Source organism: Pseudomonas sp. CCNWLW23 (genome assembly GCF_037095675.1).
Classification (GTDB): Bacteria; Pseudomonadota; Gammaproteobacteria; order Pseudomonadales; family Pseudomonadaceae; genus Aquipseudomonas; species Aquipseudomonas atacamensis.
The window spans coordinates 1-21,679 of sequence record NZ_JBAWKM010000020.1 but is presented as its reverse complement, the minus strand read 5'-3'; the positions used below and the strand labels follow the sequence as shown (position 1 = coordinate 21,679).

At 59.5% G+C, this 21,679-nt stretch carries 22 protein-coding genes; 12 read left to right on the top strand and 10 right to left on the bottom strand.

The genetic code is table 11. The features are described from left to right. Positions 1-56: 56 nt before the first annotated feature. The 3 genes from rpe (at position 57) to trpE (ending at position 3,098) form a co-directional block, all read left to right on the top strand. Complete coding sequence (gene rpe / locus V8J63_RS22015; RefSeq protein ID WP_007918813.1) at positions 57-731, top strand: ribulose-phosphate 3-epimerase; 675 nt, start codon at positions 57-59, stop codon at positions 729-731. After that, on the top strand, positions 728-1,546 hold the full coding sequence (locus V8J63_RS22010; RefSeq protein ID WP_041476686.1) for a phosphoglycolate phosphatase: 819 nt from the start codon (positions 728-730) through the stop codon (positions 1,544-1,546). Before rpe ends, V8J63_RS22010 begins: the two co-directional genes overlap by 4 nt. A gap of 70 nt (positions 1,547-1,616) precedes the next feature. After that, positions 1,617-3,098, top strand: coding sequence for an anthranilate synthase component I (trpE, locus tag V8J63_RS22005; RefSeq protein WP_125925541.1), 1,482 nt, complete (start codon positions 1,617-1,619; stop codon positions 3,096-3,098). Positions 3,099-3,270: 172 nt separating this feature from the next. On the opposite strand, the gene estP is transcribed toward trpE, so the two are convergent. Continuing rightward, positions 3,271-5,178 (bottom strand): esterase EstP, encoded by a 1,908-nt coding sequence (gene estP, locus V8J63_RS22000; RefSeq protein WP_130902114.1) that lies wholly within the window; start codon positions 5,176-5,178, stop codon positions 3,271-3,273. Between the two features lie 407 nt (positions 5,179-5,585). On the opposite strand from estP, the gene V8J63_RS21995 reads away from it, so the two are divergent. The 4 genes from V8J63_RS21995 (at position 5,586) to V8J63_RS21980 (ending at position 8,900) form a co-directional block, all read left to right on the top strand. Beyond that, positions 5,586-6,179, top strand: a complete 594-nt coding sequence (locus V8J63_RS21995) for an aminodeoxychorismate/anthranilate synthase component II (protein WP_041476683.1) — start codon at positions 5,586-5,588, stop codon at positions 6,177-6,179. Positions 6,180-6,188: 9 nt separating this feature from the next. Continuing rightward, positions 6,189-7,238 (top strand): anthranilate phosphoribosyltransferase, encoded by a 1,050-nt coding sequence (trpD, locus tag V8J63_RS21990; RefSeq protein ID WP_016772917.1) that lies wholly within the window; start codon positions 6,189-6,191, stop codon positions 7,236-7,238. Further along, positions 7,235-8,071, top strand: a complete 837-nt coding sequence (trpC, locus tag V8J63_RS21985; RefSeq protein WP_336464629.1) for an indole-3-glycerol phosphate synthase TrpC — start codon at positions 7,235-7,237, stop codon at positions 8,069-8,071. The genes trpD and trpC overlap by 4 nt, the downstream gene beginning before the upstream one ends. Before the next feature lie 127 nt (positions 8,072-8,198). After that, positions 8,199-8,900 (top strand): lipoate--protein ligase family protein, encoded by a 702-nt coding sequence (locus V8J63_RS21980; RefSeq protein WP_336464628.1) that lies wholly within the window; start codon positions 8,199-8,201, stop codon positions 8,898-8,900. Positions 8,901-8,909: 9 nt separating this feature from the next. Here V8J63_RS21980 and crp read toward each other — a convergent pair whose 3' ends face one another. Then, complete coding sequence (crp, locus tag V8J63_RS21975) at positions 8,910-9,554, bottom strand: cAMP-activated global transcriptional regulator CRP (protein ID WP_016772920.1); 645 nt, start codon at positions 9,552-9,554, stop codon at positions 8,910-8,912. 235 nt (positions 9,555-9,789) lie between these two features. Here crp and V8J63_RS21970 point away from each other — a divergent pair, with 235 nt between their 5' ends. Both V8J63_RS21970 and speD read left to right on the top strand, forming a co-directional pair. Continuing rightward, positions 9,790-10,212, top strand: coding sequence for an OsmC family protein (locus V8J63_RS21970; RefSeq protein WP_016772921.1), 423 nt, complete (start codon positions 9,790-9,792; stop codon positions 10,210-10,212). Between the two features lie 237 nt (positions 10,213-10,449). Beyond that, positions 10,450-11,244 (top strand): adenosylmethionine decarboxylase, encoded by a 795-nt coding sequence (speD, locus tag V8J63_RS21965; RefSeq protein WP_024014530.1) that lies wholly within the window; start codon positions 10,450-10,452, stop codon positions 11,242-11,244. Between the two features lie 110 nt (positions 11,245-11,354). On the opposite strand, the gene coq7 is transcribed toward speD, so the two are convergent. The 6 genes from coq7 to hemJ form a co-directional block, all read right to left on the bottom strand. Then, positions 11,355-12,002: a 2-polyprenyl-3-methyl-6-methoxy-1,4-benzoquinone monooxygenase gene (coq7, locus tag V8J63_RS21960; protein WP_041476678.1), complete on the bottom strand. Its 648-nt coding sequence runs from the start codon at positions 12,000-12,002 to the stop codon at positions 11,355-11,357. A gap of 196 nt (positions 12,003-12,198) precedes the next feature. Next, on the bottom strand, positions 12,199-12,537 hold the full coding sequence (locus V8J63_RS21955) for a histidine triad nucleotide-binding protein (protein WP_016772924.1): 339 nt from the start codon (positions 12,535-12,537) through the stop codon (positions 12,199-12,201). A gap of 56 nt (positions 12,538-12,593) precedes the next feature. Beyond that, positions 12,594-13,382 carry an SDR family NAD(P)-dependent oxidoreductase gene (locus tag V8J63_RS21950; protein WP_122612457.1) on the bottom strand — a complete coding sequence of 263 codons (789 nt, stop codon included), beginning with the start codon at positions 13,380-13,382 and terminating at the stop codon, positions 12,594-12,596. 61 nt (positions 13,383-13,443) lie between these two features. Next, the gene (locus V8J63_RS21945) at positions 13,444-14,391 is read right to left on the bottom strand and encodes a DUF805 domain-containing protein (protein WP_336464627.1); all 948 of its coding nucleotides are present in this window, start codon (positions 14,389-14,391) and stop codon (positions 13,444-13,446) included. A gap of 66 nt (positions 14,392-14,457) precedes the next feature. Then, positions 14,458-15,426: an NAD(P)H-dependent flavin oxidoreductase gene (locus V8J63_RS21940; protein ID WP_197892374.1), complete on the bottom strand. Its 969-nt coding sequence runs from the start codon at positions 15,424-15,426 to the stop codon at positions 14,458-14,460. A gap of 33 nt (positions 15,427-15,459) precedes the next feature. Continuing rightward, positions 15,460-15,888: a protoporphyrinogen oxidase HemJ gene (gene hemJ, locus V8J63_RS21935; RefSeq protein WP_016772928.1), complete on the bottom strand. Its 429-nt coding sequence runs from the start codon at positions 15,886-15,888 to the stop codon at positions 15,460-15,462. Between the two features lie 134 nt (positions 15,889-16,022). On the opposite strand from hemJ, the gene argC reads away from it, so the two are divergent. Continuing rightward, entirely contained in the window at positions 16,023-17,057 is a 1,035-nt protein-coding gene (argC, locus tag V8J63_RS21930; protein WP_130902111.1) for an N-acetyl-gamma-glutamyl-phosphate reductase, read from the top strand. Positions 17,058-17,225: 168 nt separating this feature from the next. Further along, positions 17,226-17,576 (top strand): iron-sulfur cluster insertion protein ErpA, encoded by a 351-nt coding sequence (gene erpA / locus V8J63_RS21925; protein WP_007918905.1) that lies wholly within the window; start codon positions 17,226-17,228, stop codon positions 17,574-17,576. A gap of 69 nt (positions 17,577-17,645) precedes the next feature. Here the strand turns inward: erpA and V8J63_RS21920 are convergent, their stop codons facing one another. Both V8J63_RS21920 and V8J63_RS21915 read right to left on the bottom strand, forming a co-directional pair. Then, positions 17,646-18,737 (bottom strand): anhydro-N-acetylmuramic acid kinase, encoded by a 1,092-nt coding sequence (locus V8J63_RS21920; RefSeq protein WP_336464625.1) that lies wholly within the window; start codon positions 18,735-18,737, stop codon positions 17,646-17,648. Positions 18,738-18,740: 3 nt separating this feature from the next. Further along, the gene (locus tag V8J63_RS21915) at positions 18,741-20,165 is read right to left on the bottom strand and encodes a peptidoglycan DD-metalloendopeptidase family protein (protein ID WP_130902109.1); all 1,425 of its coding nucleotides are present in this window, start codon (positions 20,163-20,165) and stop codon (positions 18,741-18,743) included. Positions 20,166-20,377: 212 nt separating this feature from the next. Between V8J63_RS21915 and tyrS the strand changes: the two genes are divergently transcribed. Then, on the top strand, positions 20,378-21,577 hold the full coding sequence (gene tyrS, locus V8J63_RS21910; protein ID WP_024014528.1) for a tyrosine--tRNA ligase: 1,200 nt from the start codon (positions 20,378-20,380) through the stop codon (positions 21,575-21,577). Positions 21,578-21,679 lie beyond the last annotated feature (102 nt).

The following is a 21,679-nucleotide window of genomic DNA, read 5'->3' as shown; positions in this document are numbered from 1 at the left end:
GGAAACTTGAGGTATACAATGCGCGCCATCGTGATTTAGCTCAGCACAGGTGCGTCATGCAGCCCTTCGTAATTGCTCCGTCGATCCTCTCCGCCGACTTCGCCCGCCTCGGCGAGGAAGTGGACAACGTTCTCGCCGCCGGCGCCGACTTCGTCCACTTCGATGTCATGGACAACCACTACGTACCGAACCTGACGATCGGCCCGATGGTCTGCGCGGCGCTGCGCAAGTACGGCGTCACCGCGCCGATCGACGCGCACCTGATGGTCAGCCCGGTGGACCGCATCGTCGGCGACTTCATCGAAGCCGGCGCGACCTACATCACCTTCCACCCGGAAGCCACTTTGCACGTCGATCGCTCGCTGCAATTGATCCGCGAAGGTGGTTGCAAATCCGGTCTGGTGTTCAACCCGGCGACTCCGCTGGACGTGCTCAAGTACGTGATCGACAAGGTCGACATGGTCCTGCTGATGAGCGTCAACCCGGGATTCGGCGGGCAGAAGTTCATTCCCGGCACCCTCGACAAGTTGCGTGAAGCGCGGGCGATCATCGACGCTTCCGGTCGCGACATCCGTCTGGAAATCGACGGCGGCGTCAACGTCAACAACATCCGCGAAATTGCCGCTGCTGGCGCTGACACCTTTGTCGCCGGCTCGGCCATTTTCAACGCGCCGAACTATCAGGAAGTCATCGACAAGATGCGTTCCGAACTGGCACTGGCGCGCCCATGAGCGGTTTTGAGCAGTTGTTCCCGGGGCAGTTGCCACGGTTGGTGATGTTCGATCTGGATGGCACGCTGATCGATTCGGTTCCCGACCTGGCGGCGGCGGTGGACACCATGCTGCTCTCCCTCGGCCGTCCGCCGGCGGGTATCGAAGCGGTGCGCGAATGGGTCGGCAATGGCGCGCCGGTGCTGGTGCGTCGGGCCTTGGCGGGTGGCATCGATCACTCGGCAGTGGACGACGCTGAAGCCGAGCGCGCACTGGAGATTTTCATGGAGGCGTACGGCGCCAGCCATGAACTGACCGTGGTCTATCCCGGTGTGCGCGACACGCTCAAGTGGCTGCACAAGCAAGGCGTGGCCATGGCGTTGATCACCAACAAGCCCGAGCGCTTCGTCGCGCCGTTGCTCGATCAGATGAAGATCGGGCGCTACTTCAAGTGGATCATCGGCGGCGATACCCTGCCACAGAAGAAGCCTGACCCGGCGGCGCTGTTTTTCGTGATGAAGATGGCCAACATTCCGGCCTCGCAATCGTTGTTCGTCGGCGACTCGCGCAGTGATGTGCAGGCGGCGAAAGCGGCGGGGGTCAAGTGTGTGGCGCTGAGTTATGGCTACAACCATGGCCGGCCGATTGCCGAGGAATCGCCGGCACTGGTGATCGACGATTTGCGCAAACTAATTCCCGGTTGCCTGGATCTGGCCGGTGGGATAACGTTGCCCGACGCTGTTCAACCCCCTTCTGGAAACGCCATCGTGGTGGTTACCCGCAAACTCTGGATGAAAGTCATCAAGGCCCTGGCCCGCTGGCGTTGGCGCGCCTGACTGATTCTGGCCGGCCGTGCCGGCGCGTTTGCATACCTGACTGATTGCACCTCACACCACGAGGCACCTTATGAATCGCGAAGAATTCCTGCGTCTGGCCGCTGACGGCTATAACCGCATCCCGCTGGCCTGCGAAACCCTGGCCGACTTCGACACGCCGCTGTCGATCTATCTGAAACTGGCCGACCAGCCCAACTCCTACCTGCTCGAATCGGTGCAGGGCGGCGAGAAATGGGGCCGTTATTCGATCATCGGCTTGCCGTGCCGCACCGTGCTGCGGGTTCATGATCATCACGTCAGCATCACCGTCGATGGCGTCGAGACCGAAAGCCATGACGTCGAAGACCCGCTGGCCTTCGTTGAAACCTTCAAGGCGCGCTACAACGTGCCGACCATCGCCGGCCTGCCGCGCTTCAACGGTGGTCTGGTCGGTTACTTCGGTTACGACTGTGTGCGCTATGTCGAGAAGCGTCTGGGCAAATGCCCGAACCCGGATCCGCTGGGCGTGCCGGACATTCTGCTGATGGTTTCCGACGCCGTTGTGGTGTTCGACAACCTGGCCGGCAAGATGCACGCGATCGTCCTCGCCGACCCTGCGCAGACCGATGCCTTCGAGCAAGGTCAGGCGCGGTTGCAGGAACTGCTCGAGCAACTGCGTCAGCCGATCACCCCGCGTCGTGGCCTGGATTTCAGCAAACAGCAATCGGCCGATCCGGTGTTCCGTTCCAGTTTCACTCAGGACGATTACGAAAAAGCCGTCGACACCATCAAGGAATACATCCTCGCCGGCGACTGCATGCAGGTGGTGCCGTCGCAGCGTATGTCGATCGACTTCAAAGCTGCGCCGATCGATCTGTACCGTGCCCTGCGGTGCTTCAACCCGACGCCGTACATGTACTTCTTCAACTTCGGCGATTTCCACGTCGTCGGCAGTTCGCCGGAAGTGCTGGTGCGCGTCGAAGACAATCTGATCACCGTGCGCCCGATCGCCGGCACGCGCCCACGCGGTGCCACCGAAGAAGCCGATGTGGCGCTGGAGCAGGATCTGCTCTCGGATGACAAGGAGATCGCCGAGCACTTGATGCTGATCGATCTGGGCCGCAACGATACCGGGCGAGTCTCGGAAATCGGCTCGGTGAAGCTCACCGAGAAAATGGTCATCGAGCGTTATTCCAATGTGATGCACATCGTCTCCAACGTCACCGGCCAGTTGAAGTCGGGCCTGACCGCGATGGACGCACTGCGGGCGATTCTGCCGGCGGGTACGTTGTCGGGCGCACCGAAGATTCGCGCGATGGAAATCATCGACGAGCTGGAGCCGGTCAAGCGCGGTGTGTACGGCGGCGCGGTCGGTTACTTCGCCTGGAACGGCAACATGGACACCGCCATTGCCATTCGCACGGCGGTGATCAAGAACGGCGAGCTGCACGTGCAGGCCGGCGGCGGCATCGTCGCCGACTCGGTGCCGGCGCTGGAATGGGAAGAAACCCTGAACAAACGCCGCGCGATGTTCCGCGCCGTGGCCCTGGCCGAGCAGACCCCGGACGCCTGAGCCACGCAATTTCCCGTGTGGGAGCGAGCCTGCTCGCGAAGAGGTGAGTCAGTCACCGTTGATGCTGACTGACCCAGCGCTTTCGCGAGCAGGCTCGCTCCCACATCGGGTTTTGTGTTGAGGCATAAAAAAAGCGGCGCCCTGACAGGCGCCGCTTTTTTGCATCTACGACTCAGAAATCCAGCACAACCCCGACATTCAGGCCCTGCTGCTTGAAGTCATCATCCTTGCGGAAGGTATAACCCCCACGCAGCGCCAGATCCGCCGTCAGCTTGTGACTGACACCCAGGCTCAAGCGGTTCAGGTGACTTGCCGGTGTGTAGCCTTCAAGGGTGAAGTCATTGGCCGGCAGGGTGTTGAGGGCAATGTTGACCTTCTGCACGTCATCTTCGTACTCACGCTCGTGGGCGTATTCGCCATACACCTGGGTTTGCGCGGTGAAGTTGTACTTGCCTTGAATCCCCAGGCCCAGGCGTTTCGAATCGCGGCTCTGGTCATCGAAGGTCAGCGCGGTGGCGCGGTTGCTCTTTTCCGAGTAACCGTCGACGTCGACACTGGCGTAATCGGCGCTGACAAACGGCGACAGATGCCATTGGCTGCCCGGTTGCGCAATGTCATAGCCCAGGCGCGTGCTGAGCGCCCACAGGCTGCCGTCGGTATCGCCTTTCTCCGCTCCCTCGCTGGCGCCGAGGTCGAACTTGCGCTTGAGGTTGTCGTAGTCGAGTTTGCCACCGGTCAGCGCCGCGTCGGCCCACCAGCGATTCTGCTGGAACTGGGCGAACGCGGTGGCCATGTAGCTGTTGAGCTTGTAGTCGGAATCGTTGTGCCCGGCCTCGAGATTCTGTCGATACAAACCGGCCGCCACGCCCACGCGCCAGGCTTCGTTCAGGCGATAGCTGCCGCCGACGTTGAGGTTGTAACCGCTGCCATCGGCGCTGGCGCCGCTGCTTTGGCTGTCGACATCCAGATGCTGTCCGCCGGCCGAGACAATCGCACGCCATTGGCCGACCGCTTGCCAGTTCTCCCAGTCCGCCTGCCATTGGTTGCGCAATTCATCCTGATGCGCGCGCACCGTGCCATGGGCCATTTCCGGCAGCAGGCTCAATTCCCATGGCGCTGCCAGCAACGAATAGGCGTAATCGGCGATCAGTTTCTGCCCGGATTCGGTCGGGTGTACGCCATCGTTGTAGATCAGCTTGGTCGGATCCGGCGTGGCGCTGTTGATCCCGTAACGGGCGTTTTCCGTGCAGCTATTGCCACTGAAGCAGGTCGCGGTGAGGTTCTGGTCGGTAGCCAGACCAAAGCGCCCCGGGTCGGCGAAGACTTCCGAGAGCAGCACCGGAATGTTCAGCGGAATGACTTCGGCGTTGATGCCTTGCAGGCGCGTCACCAACTGACTGTTGAACTGGTTGGCGAGGGTGCTGCTGAACGCTTGCAGCGGCGTGCCATTGAGGGCCGGGGTCAGGCCCACGTCGGGCAGCAGCCAGACCATCACGTATTTGGCGCCGGCGGTCTGCAGGGTTTGCACGCTATCGGCCAGTCGATCGGCTGCGGCGTTGGCCTGGGGCAGGCTGAGAATGCGGCCCTGGAGGAAGTCGTTGCCGCCACCGGAAATGTAATACAGCGCGTTCGGGTCGGCGCGGAAGCCGTTCGACGGCAGGTATCCGGCGCGGGTGCGTTCGCCGGTGGCCGATTGGGTGGTGATCGAGTCGAGAATCTGGTCGGTGCGATAACCACCGACCGCCCAGTTGTTGCCGTCGGGCTGGCCGTTTTCCGCGCGCACTGCGGAGCTGGAAGAGGCTGTCTGGTCGGGCGAAAAGCCCAGGCGGCCGCCAAGCAACTGGGTGGAATTCAATGAAAAAACTTCGCCGCTGCCATCCTGATACACCGGCCCGGTGCGGTTGGTGTAACGCTCGGTGGAGCCCGCTGGGCCACCGGTGTCGGCGAAGGTGCCGGCATCGTTGAGGCTGTCACCGAAGACGATGAAACTCGAATATGGATTGGGCGCTGCATTGGCCTGGGCGCAGGCGAGTGCGAGCAAGCAGCTGGCCAGCGGTACAAACAACGTCTGTCTGATCATGAGCAAGTCCGTTTATTTATTGTTGTAGGTGAACGAAACGACAGTACCAAAAACGTTCGGCGTTTTGCCATCGGTCGCGAATCCTTCTCCCGTTTTATAACCCGCACGCCCCGCCATATTGCGTGCTCCGCCCAGCTAAGTTACTGTGCCGGAACGTATGAACGAGACCTTCCCCGTGTTGATCACCAGCAAACTTCTGGATCAAGTCATCAAGGCACACGCCCGCTGGCGTTGGCGCGCCTGAATCTTCTCTGCCGGCTCCGCCGGGTCTGTATCGCTTTGCCTTCCTTGTCTGTTTGAAATGCCGCTGTGCTGGCGCCCTGTGCGCGTCCGACATCGCACAGCGCCCTGCGGGCAAGTCATCTGAAGGCTGTCATCAAGTCAGAATTCAAGAGGTTCGAAACGCCATGTTGCTGATGATCGACAACTACGACTCCTTTACCTACAACGTTGTGCAATACCTCGGCGAGCTGGGTGCCGAGGTCAAAGTGGTGCGCAACGACGAACTGACCATCGCCGAAATCGAAGCGCTGAATCCCGAGCGCATCGTGGTTTCCCCCGGGCCGTGCACGCCCACCGAGGCGGGCGTTTCCATTGATGCGATCAAGCACTTCGCCGGCAAGCTGCCGATCCTCGGCGTTTGCCTCGGCCACCAGTCCATCGGCCAGGCCTTCGGCGGGGATGTGGTGCGTGCCCGCCAGGTCATGCACGGTAAGACTAGCCCGGTATTCCACGAGGACAAGGGCGTGTTTGCCGGCCTCAATCATCCGCTCACCGTTACCCGTTACCACTCGCTGATCGTCAAGCACGACAGCCTGCCTGATTGCCTCGAGCTGACCGCGTGGACCCAGCACGATGACGGCTCGGTCGACGAGATCATGGGCCTGCGCCACAAGACCCTGAACATCGAGGGCGTACAGTTCCACCCCGAGTCGATCCTCACCGAGCAGGGTCATGAACTGTTTGCCAATTTCCTCAAACAAACCGGCGGCACGCGCTAAGGACTTCCCATGAACATCAAGACAGCCCTCAGCCGTATCGTCGAACATCTCGACCTCAGCACCGATGAAATGCGCGATGTGATGCGCGAGATCATGACCGGCCAGTGCACCGAAGCGCAGATCGGCGCTTTCATGATGGCCATGCGCATGAAGAGTGAGAGCATCGACGAGATCGTCGGCGCGGTGTCGGTGATGCGCGAGCTGGCCGATCAGGTCGAGCTGAAAACCCTCGACGGCGTGGTCGATGTGGTCGGCACCGGCGGTGACGGTGCGAACATCTTCAACGTCTCGACCGCATCTTCCTTTGTTGTCGCAGCGGCCGGTTGCACCGTGGCCAAGCACGGCAACCGCGCGGTGTCCGGCAAGAGCGGCAGTGCCGATCTGCTGGAAGCTGCCGGCATTTATCTGAACCTGACCCCGGTGCAGGTCGCGCGCTGCATCGACAACGTCGGCATCGGTTTCATGTTCGCCCAGACCCACCACAAAGCGATGAAGTACGCCGCCGGCCCGCGCCGCGAACTCGGCCTGCGCACGCTGTTCAACATGCTCGGCCCGCTTACGAATCCGGCCGGTGTGAAACATCAGGTCGTCGGCGTGTTCACCCAGACGCTGTGCCGGCCATTGGCCGAAGTCTTGCAGCGACTGGGCAGCAAACACGTGCTGGTCGTGCACTCGAAGGACGGCCTGGACGAATTCAGCCTCGCCGCGCCGACCTTTGTTGCCGAGCTGAAGAACAACGAAATCACTGAGTATTGGGTCGAACCGGAAGACCTCGGCATGAAGAGTCAGAGCCTGCACGGCCTGTCCGTCGAAGGCCCGGAAGCATCGCTGGCGCTGATCCGTGACGCTCTCGGTAAACGCAAAACCGAAAACGGCCAGAAAGCTGCCGAGATGATTGTGCTCAATGCCGGTGCGGCGCTGTACGCCGCCGACCTGGCAAGCAGTCTGAAACAAGGTGTGGAGCTGGCGCACGACGCGCTGCACACCGGCCTCGCTCGGGAAAAGCTCGAGGAGCTGGGTGCCTTTACCGCGGTATTCAAAGTGGAGAATGAAGGATGAGTGTACCGACGGTTCTGGAAAACATTCTGGCGCGCAAGGTTGAGGAAGTCGCCGAGCGCAGCGCTCGGGTCAGCCTGAGCGAGCTGGAAAGTCTGGCCAAGGCGGCCGATGCACCCCGTGGTTTTGCCCAGGCGTTGCTGGCGCAAGCGAAGAAGAAACAACCGGCGGTGATTGCCGAAATCAAGAAGGCTTCGCCAAGCAAAGGCGTGATCCGCGAAGACTTCGTCCCGGCAGACATCGCCAAGAGCTACGAAAAGGGCGGGGCGACCTGTCTGTCGGTGCTGACCGACATCGATTACTTCCAGGGCGCCGATGCCTACCTGCAACAGGCGCGCGCCGCCTGCAAGCTGCCGGTGATCCGCAAGGATTTCATGATCGATCCGTACCAGATCGTTGAAGCCCGCGCGCTGGGCGCCGATTGCGTGCTGCTCATCGTCTCCGCACTGGACGACGTGAAAATGGCCGAGCTGGCCGCCGTGGCCAAAGGCGTCGGTCTCGACGTCCTGGTGGAAGTGCACGACGGTGACGAACTGGAGCGCGCGTTGAAAACCCTCGACACGCCGCTGGTCGGGGTCAACAACCGCAACCTGCACACCTTTGATGTCAGCCTGGAAACTACTCTCGACCTGTTGCCGCGTATCCCGCGCGATCGCCTGGTGATCACCGAGAGCGGCATTCTCAATCGTGCCGACGTCGAACTGATGGAAATCAGCGACGTGTATTCGTTCCTGGTCGGCGAAGCGTTCATGCGCGCGGAAAATCCGGGCATTGAAATGCAGCGCCTGTTCTTTCCGGAGCGTGGTGTGCCGATCAGCGGTTCGACCCTCGACTGACCGAGTCGACCTCATTCGCAAGCAGGCTCGCTCCCACATTTGGAATGCATTTCCCCCTGTGGGAGCGAGCCTGCTCGCGAAGGGGCCATCGAAACCGCTAAAGATTTCCATGTTGCCGGAGCCTGTTATGTCGCTGCCAACCCCCCTGACCATCGAATCCGGCCTGCAAGCCGAACAGGACTTGCTGGCCTCGGTCTGCGCTGGCGACGCCGAATTCGGCCTGCTGTTCTGGCAACCCACCGATCGCGCGCTGGTCATGCCGCGCCGCCTCAACCGTCTCGCGCATTTCGACCACGCCTGCGAAGTTTCCGCTGCTGCTGGCTGGCCGGTGCTGTTGCGTGAAACCGGTGGTGAGCCCGTCCCGCAATCCGCTGCGACCATCAACATTGCCTTGGTGTATGCCCCGCCTCGCAGCGAAGGCGATCTGAACCGCATCGAAACCGGCTACCGCCGCCTGTGCGATCCGATCTGTCAGTTGCTGGATGAATTGGGTGGCACCTCGTCGGTCGGGGAAATCGACGGCGCATTCTGTGATGGACGTTTCAACGTCAATCTCGACGGTCGCAAGATGGTCGGCACCGCCCAGCGCTGGCGCCAGAGCCAGGGCGGCCAGCGTCCGGTGGGCTTGGTGCACGGTGCGATGCTGATGGATGACGAGCGCGAAGCGATGGTTGCTGCGGTCAATCGCTTCAATGAAGCCTGCGGCCTGGAGCAGCGGGTGAGGGCGCAAAGCCACATCGCCCTGCATGAGAAATTCAAAGCGCCACAGGCGTTGGCGCGTCTCGATGAATTGTTCCGTTTGATGCTGGCGCAGATTTACAGTGCCTGATTTACGAGCTTAGCGCGTACCGAAGACCACCATGGTCTTGCCCTTCACGTCGACCAGATTGCGTTCTTCCAGATCCTTGAGCACGCGGCCGACCATTTCTCGCGAACAACCGACAATCCGACCGATTTCCTGACGGGTGACTTTGATCTGCATGCCGTCCGGGTGGGTCATGGCGTCCGGCTGTTTGCACAGCTCCAGCAGGCAGCGGGCGACGCGGCCGGTGACGTCGAAAAACGCCAGGTCGCCGACTTTGCGCGTGGTGTTGCGCAGGCGTTGTGCGATTTGTCCGCTGAGCGCGTAAAGAATGTCTGGATCCTGCTGCGACAGTTCGCGGAACTTGGCGTAACTGATTTCCGCGGTTTCGCATTCGACCTTGGCCCGCACCCAGGCGCTGCGTTCCTGCTCCTGACCTGCCTGCTCGAACAGACCCAATTCGCCGAAGAAATCCCCGGCGTTGAGGTAGGCGATGATCATCTCGCGGCCATCGTCATCTTCGATGAGGATGGTGACCGAACCCTTGATGATGAAGTACAGCGTGTCCGAGCGATCGCCGGCGCAGATGATGTTGCTCTTGGCCGCATGACGCCGACGCTGGCAATGCATCAACAGCTTGTCGATGTTCTTGATTTTGGGTGTGGGGGTAATAGCAACCATGGTTGTATCCCGAAAAGACTGCACGGTGATGTTTGAGTTGTTATGAGGCGCTGAAGGCGGTCGCTACAGAGCTGACGAATTGGCGCCAGCGAATTGGCGCCAGCTTACCAGACACTTCGTCGTAAATTCGAGAAATTACCTACAGCCAGAAAGCATCCGTCCTAGGACGTCGTTCCTGTCGGGACAAAGCGCTGTGCTAAGCTGGCGACCCTTTTTTTACAGTGGAGTCTGGGCGATGAAGGCACGCATCCAATGGGCTGGCGAAGCCATGTTCCTCGGCGAATCCGGCAGCGGTCATGTCGTGGTGATGGACGGCCCGCCGGACGCCGGTGGCCGTAACCTCGGGGTTCGCCCGATGGAAATGCTCTTGCTGGGTGTCGGCGGTTGCAGCAATTTCGATGTGGTCAGCATCCTGAAGAAGTCACGTCAGGCCGTTGAAAGCTGTGAAGCCTTCCTCGACGCCGAGCGTGCGACTGAAGATCCCAAGGTGTTTACCAAGATCCACATGCACTTCGTGGTCAAGGGCCGGGGCTTGAAAGAAGCTCAGGTCAAGCGCGCCATCGAACTGTCGGCCGAGAAATATTGCTCGGCGTCGATCATGCTCGGCGCGGCTGGCGTGGCAATCACCCACGATTATGAAATCGTCGAACTCGGCTGAACCGACATTCAACTATCATAAAAGCAGTGCAGACTCTGGCGATCCCCCGCTGACGTCTGCATAATGCGCCACTTTTTTCAGGGCAGTGATCGGTCAGCCGACGGGTCATCCGCCTGAACAGATAACCAAAATCGCCATCGCGAAGAGGTGTTAACCGTCCTACGCAGGTGCGTTGTTCGCACTTGACGGGCATGCTTGATCACGCGGCCGCGCCGCATACATAGAGAGTTTTTAACGGTGAAAAGCAAACTCAAGCTCCACGGGTTCAATAACCTGACAAAGACCTTGAGCTTCAACATCTATGACATCTGCTACGCGGAAACCCCGCAAGACCAGCAGGCTTACGTCGAGTACATCAATCAAGAGTACAACGCGAAACGCCTGACGCAGATTCTCACAGAAGTTGTCGAGATCATTGGTGCCAACATCCTGAACATCGCCAGTCAGGACTATGAACCCCAGGGCGCCAGCGTCACGATTCTGATTTCGGAAGAGCCGGTGACCCCGACTGACAGCCAGATCGAAGAATCGCCGGGCCCGTTGCCCGAAATCATTCTGGCCCACCTCGACAAGAGCCACATCACGGTGCACACCTATCCGGAAATCCATCCGGACGACGGTATTGCGACCTTCCGTGTGGATATCGACGTGTCGACCTGTGGTGTCATTTCACCGCTCAAAGCACTCAACTTCCTCATTCACCAGTTCGATTCGGACATCGTGACCGTGGATTACCGTGTGCGCGGCTTCACCCGTGACGTTGAAGGCAACAAACACTTCATCGACCACGAGATCAACTCGATCCAGAACTACCTCTCCGAAGACACCCGCGACGCGTACCAGATGACCGACGTGAACGTGTACCAGGAAAACCTGTTCCACACCAAAATGCTGCTGAAGAACTTCGAACTGGATAACTACCTGTTCGGCGACGCCACCAGCAACCTCTCGCCCGAGCAGCGTGCCCAGGTGACCGACCGTGTGAAACACGAAATGCTGGAAATCTTCTACGCGCGCAACATGCCGACCTAAGATTACCGGACAAAAAAAGGCGACCTCGTGGTCGCCTTTTTCATGCCTCATACAAAACCTCTGTGGGAGCGAGCCTGCTCGCGAAGAGGTCATCAGCACCGACACAGATTTCAGATCCGATAAGTACTCTTGGTCATCACCTTGGCCAACAAGCTCATCCCGAACTTGACCGGCGCCGGAAAACGAAATCCGCCCGCATCCAAAGCACTTTCCGCATGGTGTTCTTCATCGATGCGCATCTGCTCAAGAATCGCCCGGGATTTTTCGTCCTCGGCCGGCAATTGCTCCAGATGTTCGTTCAAGTGTTTGCAGACCTGATGCTCGGTCGCCGCAACGAAACCAAGGCTGACCTTGTCGCTGATCAGGCCGGCCACCGCGCCGATACCGAACGACATGCCGTAAAACAGTGGATTCAGCACGCTGGTGTGGCTGCCCAGCTGATGGATGCGCTGTTCACACCAGACCAGATGATCGATCTCTTCTTCAGCCGCGTGCTCCATGGCTGCGCGTACCTGCGGCAACTTGGCGGTCAGCGCCTGTCCCTGATACAGCGCCTGGGCGCAGACTTCGCCGGTATGGTTGATGCGCATCAGACCGGCGACATGGCGGGTGTCTTCATCGCTCATTTGCGTATCCGGCTGCAGAATCGCTGGCGACGGGCGGTACGGCTGGCCACTGAAGGGCAACAGGGTGCGCATCGCGGCATCGGCTTGCAGTAGCAGACGGTCTATGGGCGAGTAGTGACGTTGGGTAGTCATGCTGACCTCCGGGAAGAATCTCGGCGGCCAGTTTAACCGAATCGGCCGGCGAGGGTTTGCGCTGGGTCACTTGCTGGGCGGTCAGGCTTTTTTGTGGGAGCGAGCCTGCTCGCGAAAGCGGATTATCGGCTACTGAAGTGTTGGATGTATCGGCGCCTTCGCGAGCAGGCTCGCTCCCACGGTTGGTTGTCGCCAATCAGCCCGGCGGCCAGTTCATCTGACGCTGCCCCAGCACGTGCATATGGATGTGATAGACAGTCTGCCCGCCAAGTTCATTGCAGTTCATCACCACGCGGAAGCCTTCTTCGCAACCCAGTTCCAGCGCCAGACGCTGCGCGGTGAACAGGATGTGCCCGGCCAGTGCCTTGTCGTCTTCGGTCAGGTCGTTGAGCGTGCGCACCGGTTTTTTCGGGATCACCAGAAAGTGCACCGGAGCCTGTGGGGCGATGTCGTGGAAGGCCAGAACCTGGTCGTCCTCGTAGATGATATTGGCCGGGATTTCCCGGTTGATGATCTTGGTGAACAGAGTATCCACTGCTGTTTCTCCGTTGAGTTGGGCTGAATCGAGTGTACCGCTTCGAAGTCGTGTTCCTAGCGGGGGCAGTAAGCTTTATTGACCATGCCGACAATCGTCCGGTTAAGCCAGCGCGAACCCAGTCGCGGCAGGAACGCCAGCCAGCGGTTGCGCCGTCCCGGAATGATGATGGCGCGGTTTTTATCCAGTGCGCGTACGGCATGCAGTGCCACTTCTTCCGGACTCATCAGCGAGTGGCTGCTTTCGATCTTTTCGCTACTCATCTGTGCGGTTCGGAAGAACGGTGTGCGCGTCGGGCCGGGGCAAAGCACGGAGACTTTCACGCCGCTTTGTTTGAGCTCCACGCGCAGGGCTTCGGAAAAATGCAGCACGTAGGCTTTGCTGGCGTAGTAGGTGCTCATCCATGGGCCGGGGCTGTACGCAGCCACCGAGGCGACATTGAGGATCTGCCCGCCACCCAGAAGCGCCATACTGTTACCCACCGCATGGCAGAGGCGGGTGAGGGCGAGAATGTTGACCTCGATGAGGTCCTGCTCAGTCATCCAATCCTGCGCGAGGAATGGCCCGCAGGTGCCGATGCCTGCGCAATTGACCAGCAGATCGATCTGCCGGTCGCCTTCTTCCAGCTCCAGCAAAAAGCCCGACAGGCGCAACGGTTCGCCGAGATCGCAGGCACGAAACAATACTTCGACATCGAAACGCTGGGTCAGCTCGATGGCGATACTTTCCAGCTGATCACGCTGTCGTGCCACCAGAATCAGGCTGCGGCCGCGCCGGGCCAGTGCTTCGGCCATGGCCAGGCCGATGCCGCTGGAAGCACCGGTGATCAGAGCGTAACGGGTCATGCAGTTCTCCATCGCAACAGCTCCGCGCCGGCGACGCGGTTGTCGCGGCAGGGAGCGCTGTTCATTCTTGCGCAGAGTCTACAGGGGCCTGCGCCGGTTCGGCTGCCTCGTCAGCGGAAATCGCTGGCGGCTCGACAACCTCAACTTCGTCGGTGGTCACCGCGCCGCTGTCATAGCTGCTCTCCAGATTGCTTTCATATTCTTCCTGCACAGCCGAGAAGCCGCCAAGCAGGCCGCCGGCAAAAATCAGTGCGAAGAATACGATCCACAACGAGCACAGCACTTTGACCGCTGTGCTGTTCGGTGGCGGCGGCGGGCCATAGCGGTTGGCGCCGGCATTGCCGGGTACGACCATCATTACCAGCGGGAAAAAACTGCCGACGAACGGCACCAGATTCAACAACCACAGCCAGCCCGACCAGCCGATATCGTGCAGGCGCTGAACGCTGAACAGAATGCTGACGATCATGAAGCCGAGGAACAGGAAGACCGCCAGAATGCCGCCGAGGATCAGCCCGGTAGTCGAGTCGCCGCTGACCAAGCCCAACGCAATCAAAGCAAACACGCCGACGATGGGCAGGGTCACCAGGCTCAAGACCATGGTCCAGGCCAGAAAGCGCAGGCGACCGATCCGGCCTTCGACGCTCAATGGCTTGAGCGTGGCGAATGGCGGCAGAGCTTCACCGACATTGGCGCGCGGTGGGGCGTAAGGCGAGTCCGGTTCCACCACCGCTGCAGGGTTATCGTGGACGTCCGCGAGATTCAGCTCGATGGCTGTTTCCGCTTCGATCCGCGCATCGATCCCGGTTTTGTTCAACGCCTGCAGATACGTCTGCGCATCGCTGTGAGACAAATCACGTTTGAGGGCGACGGTGCGGCCATTGAACAGGCGCTCGATGGCGGCCACATCGCTTTTGAACAGATCCGCCAGATTCAGTTTGGCGGTGGTGAAGTCGACGCCGGGCTGCAGCGCGCCGTCGAAGACGATCTTGTAACGGGTGTCGCTCATGGCCGAGGCATCCTTGTCGCGATTCATTTGGCAGCCAGTCTGATCAGGACTGGCCAGATATGTTTTTCAGCGCGGCCAGCGTTGTGGCAGCTGTGCAGCGCGCGTTTGGGCTTGACGATATTCAGCGTCGAGCCGCGCGATCAACTGATCCACGCTTGGCAGATCACCAATCTGGCCAACACCCTGACCCGCCGACCACACAGTCTTCCAGGCTTTGGCTTCATCGTTGATCGGCTTGAGCTTGTCGCCGAAATTCACCTCGCCTTTGCCTTGCAGTGCCGCCATGTCGAAACCGGCCGCCTCCAGGCTCTGGCGCATGAAACTGGCCGGCACTCCCGACACCGCTGGAGTATGAATGATGTCGGCAGCCTTGGCTGTCAGCAGCATCTCTTTATAAGCGTCAGGCGCGTGACTTTCGCTGGTGCCGATAAATCGCGTACCGAAGTAGGCCAAATCCGCGCCGAGCAGCTGCGCGGCTAGAATCTCATGGCCGTGGTTCAAACACCCTGCAAGCAACAGCGTCTTGTCGAAAAACTCACGGATCTCGGCAATCAGCGCAAACGGACTCCAAGTGCCGGCATGCCCGCCGGCGCCGGCCGCGACGGCAATCAACCCGTCGACACCGGCTTCAGCGGCTTTCTCGGCATGGCGCCGCGTGGTCACGTCGTGAAACACCAGACCGCCATAGCTGTGCACCGCGTCGACCAGTTCCTTCACCGCGCCGAGGCTGGTGATAACGATCGGCACCTTGTGCTCGACGCAGATGTCCAGATCCGCCTGAAGGCGCGGGTTGCTGTGATGAACAATCAGGTTCACCGCATAAGGGGCCGGATTATCCAGCGTCGCCAGGCCCGCTTCGATCTGTTCCAGCCAGGCCTTGAACCCACTGCTTTCGCGTTGGTTCAGCGCCGGAAAGCTGCCGACCACGCCGTTGCGGCAGCAGGCGAGCACCAGTTCCGGATTGGAGATCAGGAACATCGGCGCTGCTACTACGGGCAGACGCAGACGTTGTTCGAGCAGAGCGGGCAGCGACATTGAGAACACCCCGAGGATCTGTATTGGTTGAAGTTAGAACGGCTTGACCACGACCAGAATTACGATAGCCAGCAATATCAGAACCGGCACTTCATTGAACCAGCGATAAAAGACATGGCTGCGGGTGTTTTCGCCACGGGCGAAGCGTTTTACCTGCGCGCCGCACATATGGTGGTAACCGATCAGCAGAACGACCAGAGTCAGTTTTGCGTGAATCCAGCCGCCCTGGCTGAAAAGGCTCGGGTTGAGGTAGATCAGCCAGCCACCGAAGATCAGCGTGGCGATCATCGCCGGGCCCATGATGCCGCGATACAGCTTGCGCTCCATGACGCTGAAGCGTTCCTGGCTGATCGTGTCGGTGCTTTGCGCGTGGTAAACGAACAGGCGCGGCAAGTAGAACAGCCCGGCAAACCAGCAGACGACGCTGACAATGTGAAACGCTTTGAGCCATAGATAGAGCATTTTTGGTTATTCCCTCATTCACGGTAGCCAGATAGTAGAGGCTTGAGCGTCCGCGCGTCACCTTGGCGGTTGTCGCAGGCGCGCGCGGCCCCTATTATCGACGGCTTTCCAGTGGGTTCGTTGAGGGCAGGTTTATGGTCAAGGTCGGTATCGTCGGCGGCACGGGTTACACCGGTGTCGAACTGCTGCGTCTGTTGGCACAGCATCCGCAGGCAGAAGTGGTCGTCATCACTTCCCGATCCGAGGCCGGTCTGGCCGTGGCTGACATGTACCCGAACCTGCGCGGTCACTATGACGGGCTGGCGTTCAGCGTGCCGGACGTGATAACCCTTGGCGCCTGCGACGTGGTTTTCTTCGCCACGCCACACGGTGTGGCTCACGCCTTGGCAGGCGAGCTGCTGGCGGCGGGCACCAAGGTCATCGACCTGTCCGCCGACTTCCGTCTGCAAGATGCTGATGAATGGGCCAAGTGGTACGGCCAGCCACACGGCGCACCGCAATTGCTGGACGAAGCGGTCTATGGTCTGCCGGAAGTCAATCGCGAGCAGATCAAGAAAGCGCGCCTGATCGCGGTGCCGGGTTGCTATCCGACCGCAACGCAATTGGGTTTCCTGCCATTGCTGGAAGCAGGTCTGGCCGACGCATCGCGTTTGATCGCCGACTGCAAATCTGGTGTCAGTGGTGCCGGGCGTGGTGCCGCTGTAGGTTCTTTGTACTCCGAGACGTCGGAAAGCATGAAGGCCTATGCGGTAAAAGGTCATCGTCATCTGCCGGAAATTCGCCAGGGCCTGCGTCGCGCGGCGGGCAAGGACGTCGGCCTGACCTTCGTCCCGCACCTGACGCCGATGATTCGCGGTATTCACTCCACGCTCTACGCGACAGTAGCGGATCGCTCGGTTGATCTGCAGGCACTGTTCGAGAAGCGCTATGCCAACGAACCGTTCGTCGATGTCATGCCAGCCGGCAGCCACCCGGAAACCCGTAGCGTGCGTGGCGCCAACGTCTGTCGCATCGCCGTGCATCGTCCACAGGATGGCGATCTGGTGGTCGTGCTCTCGGTGATCGACAATCTGGTCAAGGGCGCCTCGGGCCAGGCGGTGCAGAACATGAACATTCTGTTCGGACTGGACGAGCGCTTCGGCCTGTCACACGCCGGCATGCTGCCTTAAAAGCAGCTACGAGCTTCAAGCCACAAGCTACAAGAGATCAGAGGCAGGCTTGAAGCTCACCGCTTGAAGCTTGCCGCTGCTCCTCTAATAGTTGACCAATTTTCTAGGACAAGCGGATAATGCGCGTCATCACGCATTATGGCGGCGTAACGCCGGGAGATAGTCAGCATGAGCGTCGAATCCTTCACCCCCACGGCTTTGCAATTCACTCAAGGTGCTGCGCACAAGGTGAAGAGCCTGGTCGATGAAGAGGGGAATGATCGCTTGAAGCTGCGCGTATTTGTTACGGGCGGCGGTTGTTCAGGGTTTCAATACGGTTTCACCTTCGATGAGGACGTGGCCGATGACGACACCATCGTCGAGCGCGAAGGCGTGAGCCTGGTGGTCGATCCGATGAGCTTCCAGTACTTGGCCGGTGCCGAGGTGGATTATCAGGAAGGTCTGGAAGGTTCGCGCTTCGTGATCAAGAACCCGAATGCCACAACGACTTGTGGTTGTGGTTCGTCGTTCTCGATCTGATCGCGCTTCAGCGCACACAACAAAACGCCGCAGAGCCTTTCGGTTCTGCGGCGTTTTTGTATCTGAAGTTTATGCCGGGTAGATGGCGCCGAGTACGCGCAGCCCGCGAGCGCCGGTGACGCTTGGCCGATTGGCGGCGATGCCTTCGAGGCAGCAATGAGCCAGCCAGGCGAAGGCCATGGCTTCTACCCAGTCAGGGTCAACGCCGTGAGTTGCGGTGCTGGCGACTTGGGTATTTGGCAGCAGATCCGCCAGACGTCTCATCAGCGTCGCGTTGTGCGCGCCGCCGCCACAAACCAGCAATTCCTGAGTGTCCGATTGAGCGCTTTGTAGCGACTCGACGATGGTCAGCGCCGTCAGTTCGAGCAGCGTGGCCTGAACGTCTTCGGCTGCGAAGGTTGGCAGGTTCGAAAGATGCTGTTCCAGCCATGGCAGATTGAAGACTTCCCGGCCGGTACTCTTCGGGCCTTTGGTGACGAAGAACGGGTCGCTGAGCAGTGCCGTGAGCAGGGCTGGTTCAACCTTGCCGATCGCAGCCCATTTGCCGTCCCGGTCATAGTTCTCGCCCCGTTGCCGGTGAATCCAGGCGTCCATCAGAACATTCCCCGGTCCGCAGTCGAAACCGGCTACAGGTTTGTTCGGCTCAATCAGGCTGAGATTGCTGAATCCGCCGACATTCAAGACTGCCTGGTTACCAGTACGCTCTTCAAACAACGCTTCGTGAAAGGCTGGCACCAGAGGCGCACCTTGGCCACCCGCTGCGACATCGCGACTGCGGAAATCGCTGACGACGGTAATACCGGTCAACTCAGTCAGCAGGGCTGGATTACCGATCTGCACGGTAAACCCGCGCGCCGGCTCATGGCGAATGGTCTGACCGTGGCTGCCGATGGCGCGGATGGCTTCGGGCTCAAGCTGTTGTTGCGCGAGGAGGGCGTGGATGCCTGACGCAGCAAGTTCGACCCAGTGTTGCTGGGCAATCGCCGAACGGGCGATCTCGTCGGGGCCGCTGGCGCACAAGCCAAGCAGCTCGGCGCGCAGGGAGTCAGGCATTGGCAGGTAGTGGGTGGCGATCAGTTTGATCGCCGAGGTCTGCTCGATCAGGGCGATGTCCAGCCCGTCGAGACTGGTTCCGGACATCACACCGATATACAGGGCCATGGCTTAGCGCTTGCTCGAAGCCAGCATGGTAGCCTTCTCTTGATCCATGCGCGCCATCAACGGCTGGCTCTGCGCGAGGAAGCGCGCGCGTTCGGACTTGGCGATCGGATCGGCCATCGGCAGCTTCTGGCCCAGCGGATCGACGTGAACGCCGTTGACCTGGAACTCATAGTGCAAATGCGGGCCGGTGGAAAGGCCAGTTGTACCGATGTAGCCAATGACTTGACCTTGCTTGACGCTGCCACCGGTTTTCACGCCTTTGGCAAAGCCCTGCATATGGCCATAGAGCGTACGGTAAGTGTTGCCGTGCTGAATGATCACGGTGTTGCCGTAACCACCACGACGACCGGCCAGCAACACTTTGCCGTCACCGGCAGCCTTGATCGGCGTGCCTCGCGGCGCTGCATAGTCGACACCTTTGTGCGCGCGGATCTTGTTGAGGATAGGGTGCTTACGGCCCATGGAGAACTTCGAGCTGATGCGGGCGAAGTCAACCGGCGTACGGATGAAGGCCTTGCGCATGCTGTTGCCATCGGCAGTGTAATAGCTGCTGTTGCCTTGTTTGTTGGTGTAGCGAACAGCGGTGTAAGTCTTCCCGCGGTTGGTGAAACGCGCCGACAGGATCGGGCCGGTGCCGACCGCCTTACCGTTGATGACTTTCTGCTCGTAGATCACATCGAATTCGTCGCCTTGACGAATGTCCTGCGCGAAGTCGATGTCGTAGCCAAAGACGCTGGCCATATCCATGGTCATGCTGTGAGAAAGGCCGGCGCGGGCTGCGGACTGCGACAGTGAGCTGTTGATGACACCGTGGACGTAGGCAGTGCGAACGGTTGGCTTGGCAGTCACTCGGTTGAACGAATAGCCCTTATCGTTCTTGGTCAAAGTAATGGTTTCAACGTCGCTGACTTTGCTGTGCAGGCTGGTCAACTGGCCTTCCGGGCTGAGTTCGAATTCGAGTTTCTGACCGCGCTTGAGTTGGCTGAACTGCTTGGCTTGCTTGTCGCTAGCCAGTATTTCGTGCACGGAGGCTGCCGGTAGGCCGACTTTTTCAAACAGGGTAGACAGCGTATCGCCTTTGGAAACCACGACCTCGCGGTGCCCAGGCTCTTTTGGTTTCTCAGCAGGCGCCACAGGTGTTGGCGCGGTTTCAGCGGTTTGTGCGGTGTTTCCGTCGCTGTTTTCGATTTGTGCGAACGGCGAAGCTGCGGGCTCGTTTGTGGCTTGAGCCGCATCAGCAGCGTCTTGATCTTGTGTCAGTTGTTCCGCAGGACTTTCCAGTTCAAGACTCAGAGTCGTCTTTTTGGCTTCAACATCGCTGGAGGGAAATACCAGCAGCGCCAGGCTGAGAAGGGCGGCGATTCCACTTGCGGCGAGCAGGTGGGTCTTCGGGTAAAGCGGGGGCGCTTTAGACGGTTCTGTGGTCATAGGTAATTTTTGACTTTGAAATAGATGAATTGGAAAAGATGAATGACATGATGAAGATGAAATAACTGTATAAAATATAACCAAATCATCGCTGAAGCAAGTCTACAGACCTCGGGTCTGTGGATTGGTGTCCGTGCGCCGGGCAAAACTTGTAATTGGTGCGCGTTCTTGTATGGTTGGTTCCCTTTGAATCTGAGCCTTGCGGGTCTGTTATGAAGTCGGTTGAAGAGCAGCTAGCGCTGATTAAACGTGGTGCGGAAGAACTATTGGTCGAGTCCGAGCTGGTCGAGAAGCTCAAGCGCGGCCAACCGCTGCGTATCAAGGCTGGTTTCGACCCTACCGCTCCGGATCTGCATCTTGGGCATACCGTGCTTATTAATAAGCTGCGTCAGTTTCAGGAACTGGGGCACCAGGTGATCTTCCTTATAGGTGACTTCACCGGGATGATCGGTGATCCGAGTGGCAAGAGCGCCACGCGTCCGCCACTGACGCGTGAGCAGGTTCTGGAAAATGCCGAGACTTACAAGACTCAGGTTTTCAAAATCCTTGATCCGGCGAAAACCGAAGTTGCCTTCAACTCCACCTGGATGGACAAGATGGGGCCGGCGGATTTCATTCGCCTGACTTCGCAATACACCGTTGCTCGCATGCTCGAGCGCGATGACTTCGACAAGCGCTATACCACCAACCAGCCGATCGCTATTCACGAGTTCCTCTATCCGCTGGTTCAGGGTTATGACTCGGTCGCGCTGCGCGCCGATGTCGAGCTGGGCGGTACCGATCAGAAATTCAATTTGCTGATGGGGCGTGAGTTGCAGCGTGGGTATGGGCAGGAGGCACAGTGCATTCTGACCATGCCATTGCTGGAAGGTCTGGATGGCGTGAAGAAGATGTCCAAGTCGCTGGGCAACTATGTCGGTATTCAGGAAGCACCAGGCGTTATGTACAGCAAGCTGGTTTCCATCCCGGATGCGCTGATGTGGCGTTACTTCGAGTTGCTCAGCTTTCGCTCGATGGATGAGATCAACGCCTTCCGGGCTGACGTCGAAGCTGGAGCGAATCCACGCGACATCAAAATCAAGCTGGCTGAAGAGATCGTTGCGCGCTTCCATGGTGAAGAAGCTGCGGCGAATGCTCACCGAGGCGCCGGCAACCGCATGAAGGATGGCGAGCTTCCAGATGACTTGCCTGAGATCGAACTGTCTTCGGTTGAGGATATGCCGATCGCTGCTGTCCTTAATAAGGCTGGCTTGGTGAAGAACTCAGCGGCGGCGCGAGATCTGTTGGCGGCTGGCGGCGTGCGTGTCGATGGTGAGGTGGTTGATCGCTCCTTTATATATGCACTGGGCGCGACTCACGTTTGCCAGGCCGGCAAGAAGGCTTTTGCACGTATTACGCTGAAATCTGAATAAAGTTGAAATTGGGGGTTGACGGCGAATTCCAGAGGTCTATAATTCGCCCCACTTCCGGCGCAGTCGAAACGGAAAACTCCTTGAGATTCAAAGAGTTACGCA

Excerpts from the sequence above, each read along its gene's own strand:
- rpe (WP_007918813.1), top strand. The coding sequence starts at position 57 with ATGCAGCCCTTCGTAATTGCTCCGTCGATCCTCTCCGCCGACTTCGCC.
- V8J63_RS22010 (WP_041476686.1), top strand. The coding sequence starts at position 728 with ATGAGCGGTTTTGAGCAGTTGTTCCCGGGGCAGTTGCCACGGTTGGTG.
- trpE (WP_125925541.1), top strand. The coding sequence starts at position 1,617 with ATGAATCGCGAAGAATTCCTGCGTCTGGCCGCTGACGGCTATAACCGC.
- estP (WP_130902114.1), bottom strand. The coding sequence starts at position 5,178 with ATGATCAGACAGACGTTGTTTGTACCGCTGGCCAGCTGCTTGCTCGCA.
- V8J63_RS21995 (WP_041476683.1), top strand. The coding sequence starts at position 5,586 with ATGTTGCTGATGATCGACAACTACGACTCCTTTACCTACAACGTTGTG.
- trpD (WP_016772917.1), top strand. The coding sequence starts at position 6,189 with ATGAACATCAAGACAGCCCTCAGCCGTATCGTCGAACATCTCGACCTC.
- trpC (WP_336464629.1), top strand. The coding sequence starts at position 7,235 with ATGAGTGTACCGACGGTTCTGGAAAACATTCTGGCGCGCAAGGTTGAG.
- V8J63_RS21980 (WP_336464628.1), top strand. The coding sequence starts at position 8,199 with ATGTCGCTGCCAACCCCCCTGACCATCGAATCCGGCCTGCAAGCCGAA.
- crp (WP_016772920.1), bottom strand. The coding sequence starts at position 9,554 with ATGGTTGCTATTACCCCCACACCCAAAATCAAGAACATCGACAAGCTG.
- V8J63_RS21970 (WP_016772921.1), top strand. The coding sequence starts at position 9,790 with ATGAAGGCACGCATCCAATGGGCTGGCGAAGCCATGTTCCTCGGCGAA.
- coq7 (WP_041476678.1), bottom strand. The coding sequence starts at position 12,002 with ATGACTACCCAACGTCACTACTCGCCCATAGACCGTCTGCTACTGCAA.
- V8J63_RS21950 (WP_122612457.1), bottom strand. The coding sequence starts at position 13,382 with ATGACCCGTTACGCTCTGATCACCGGTGCTTCCAGCGGCATCGGCCTG.
- V8J63_RS21945 (WP_336464627.1), bottom strand. The coding sequence starts at position 14,391 with ATGAGCGACACCCGTTACAAGATCGTCTTCGACGGCGCGCTGCAGCCC.
- V8J63_RS21940 (WP_197892374.1), bottom strand. The coding sequence starts at position 15,426 with ATGTCGCTGCCCGCTCTGCTCGAACAACGTCTGCGTCTGCCCGTAGTA.
- hemJ (WP_016772928.1), bottom strand. The coding sequence starts at position 15,888 with ATGCTCTATCTATGGCTCAAAGCGTTTCACATTGTCAGCGTCGTCTGC.
- argC (WP_130902111.1), top strand. The coding sequence starts at position 16,023 with ATGGTCAAGGTCGGTATCGTCGGCGGCACGGGTTACACCGGTGTCGAA.
- erpA (WP_007918905.1), top strand. The coding sequence starts at position 17,226 with ATGAGCGTCGAATCCTTCACCCCCACGGCTTTGCAATTCACTCAAGGT.
- V8J63_RS21920 (WP_336464625.1), bottom strand. The coding sequence starts at position 18,737 with ATGGCCCTGTATATCGGTGTGATGTCCGGAACCAGTCTCGACGGGCTG.
- V8J63_RS21915 (WP_130902109.1), bottom strand. The coding sequence starts at position 20,165 with ATGACCACAGAACCGTCTAAAGCGCCCCCGCTTTACCCGAAGACCCAC.
- tyrS (WP_024014528.1), top strand. The coding sequence starts at position 20,378 with ATGAAGTCGGTTGAAGAGCAGCTAGCGCTGATTAAACGTGGTGCGGAA.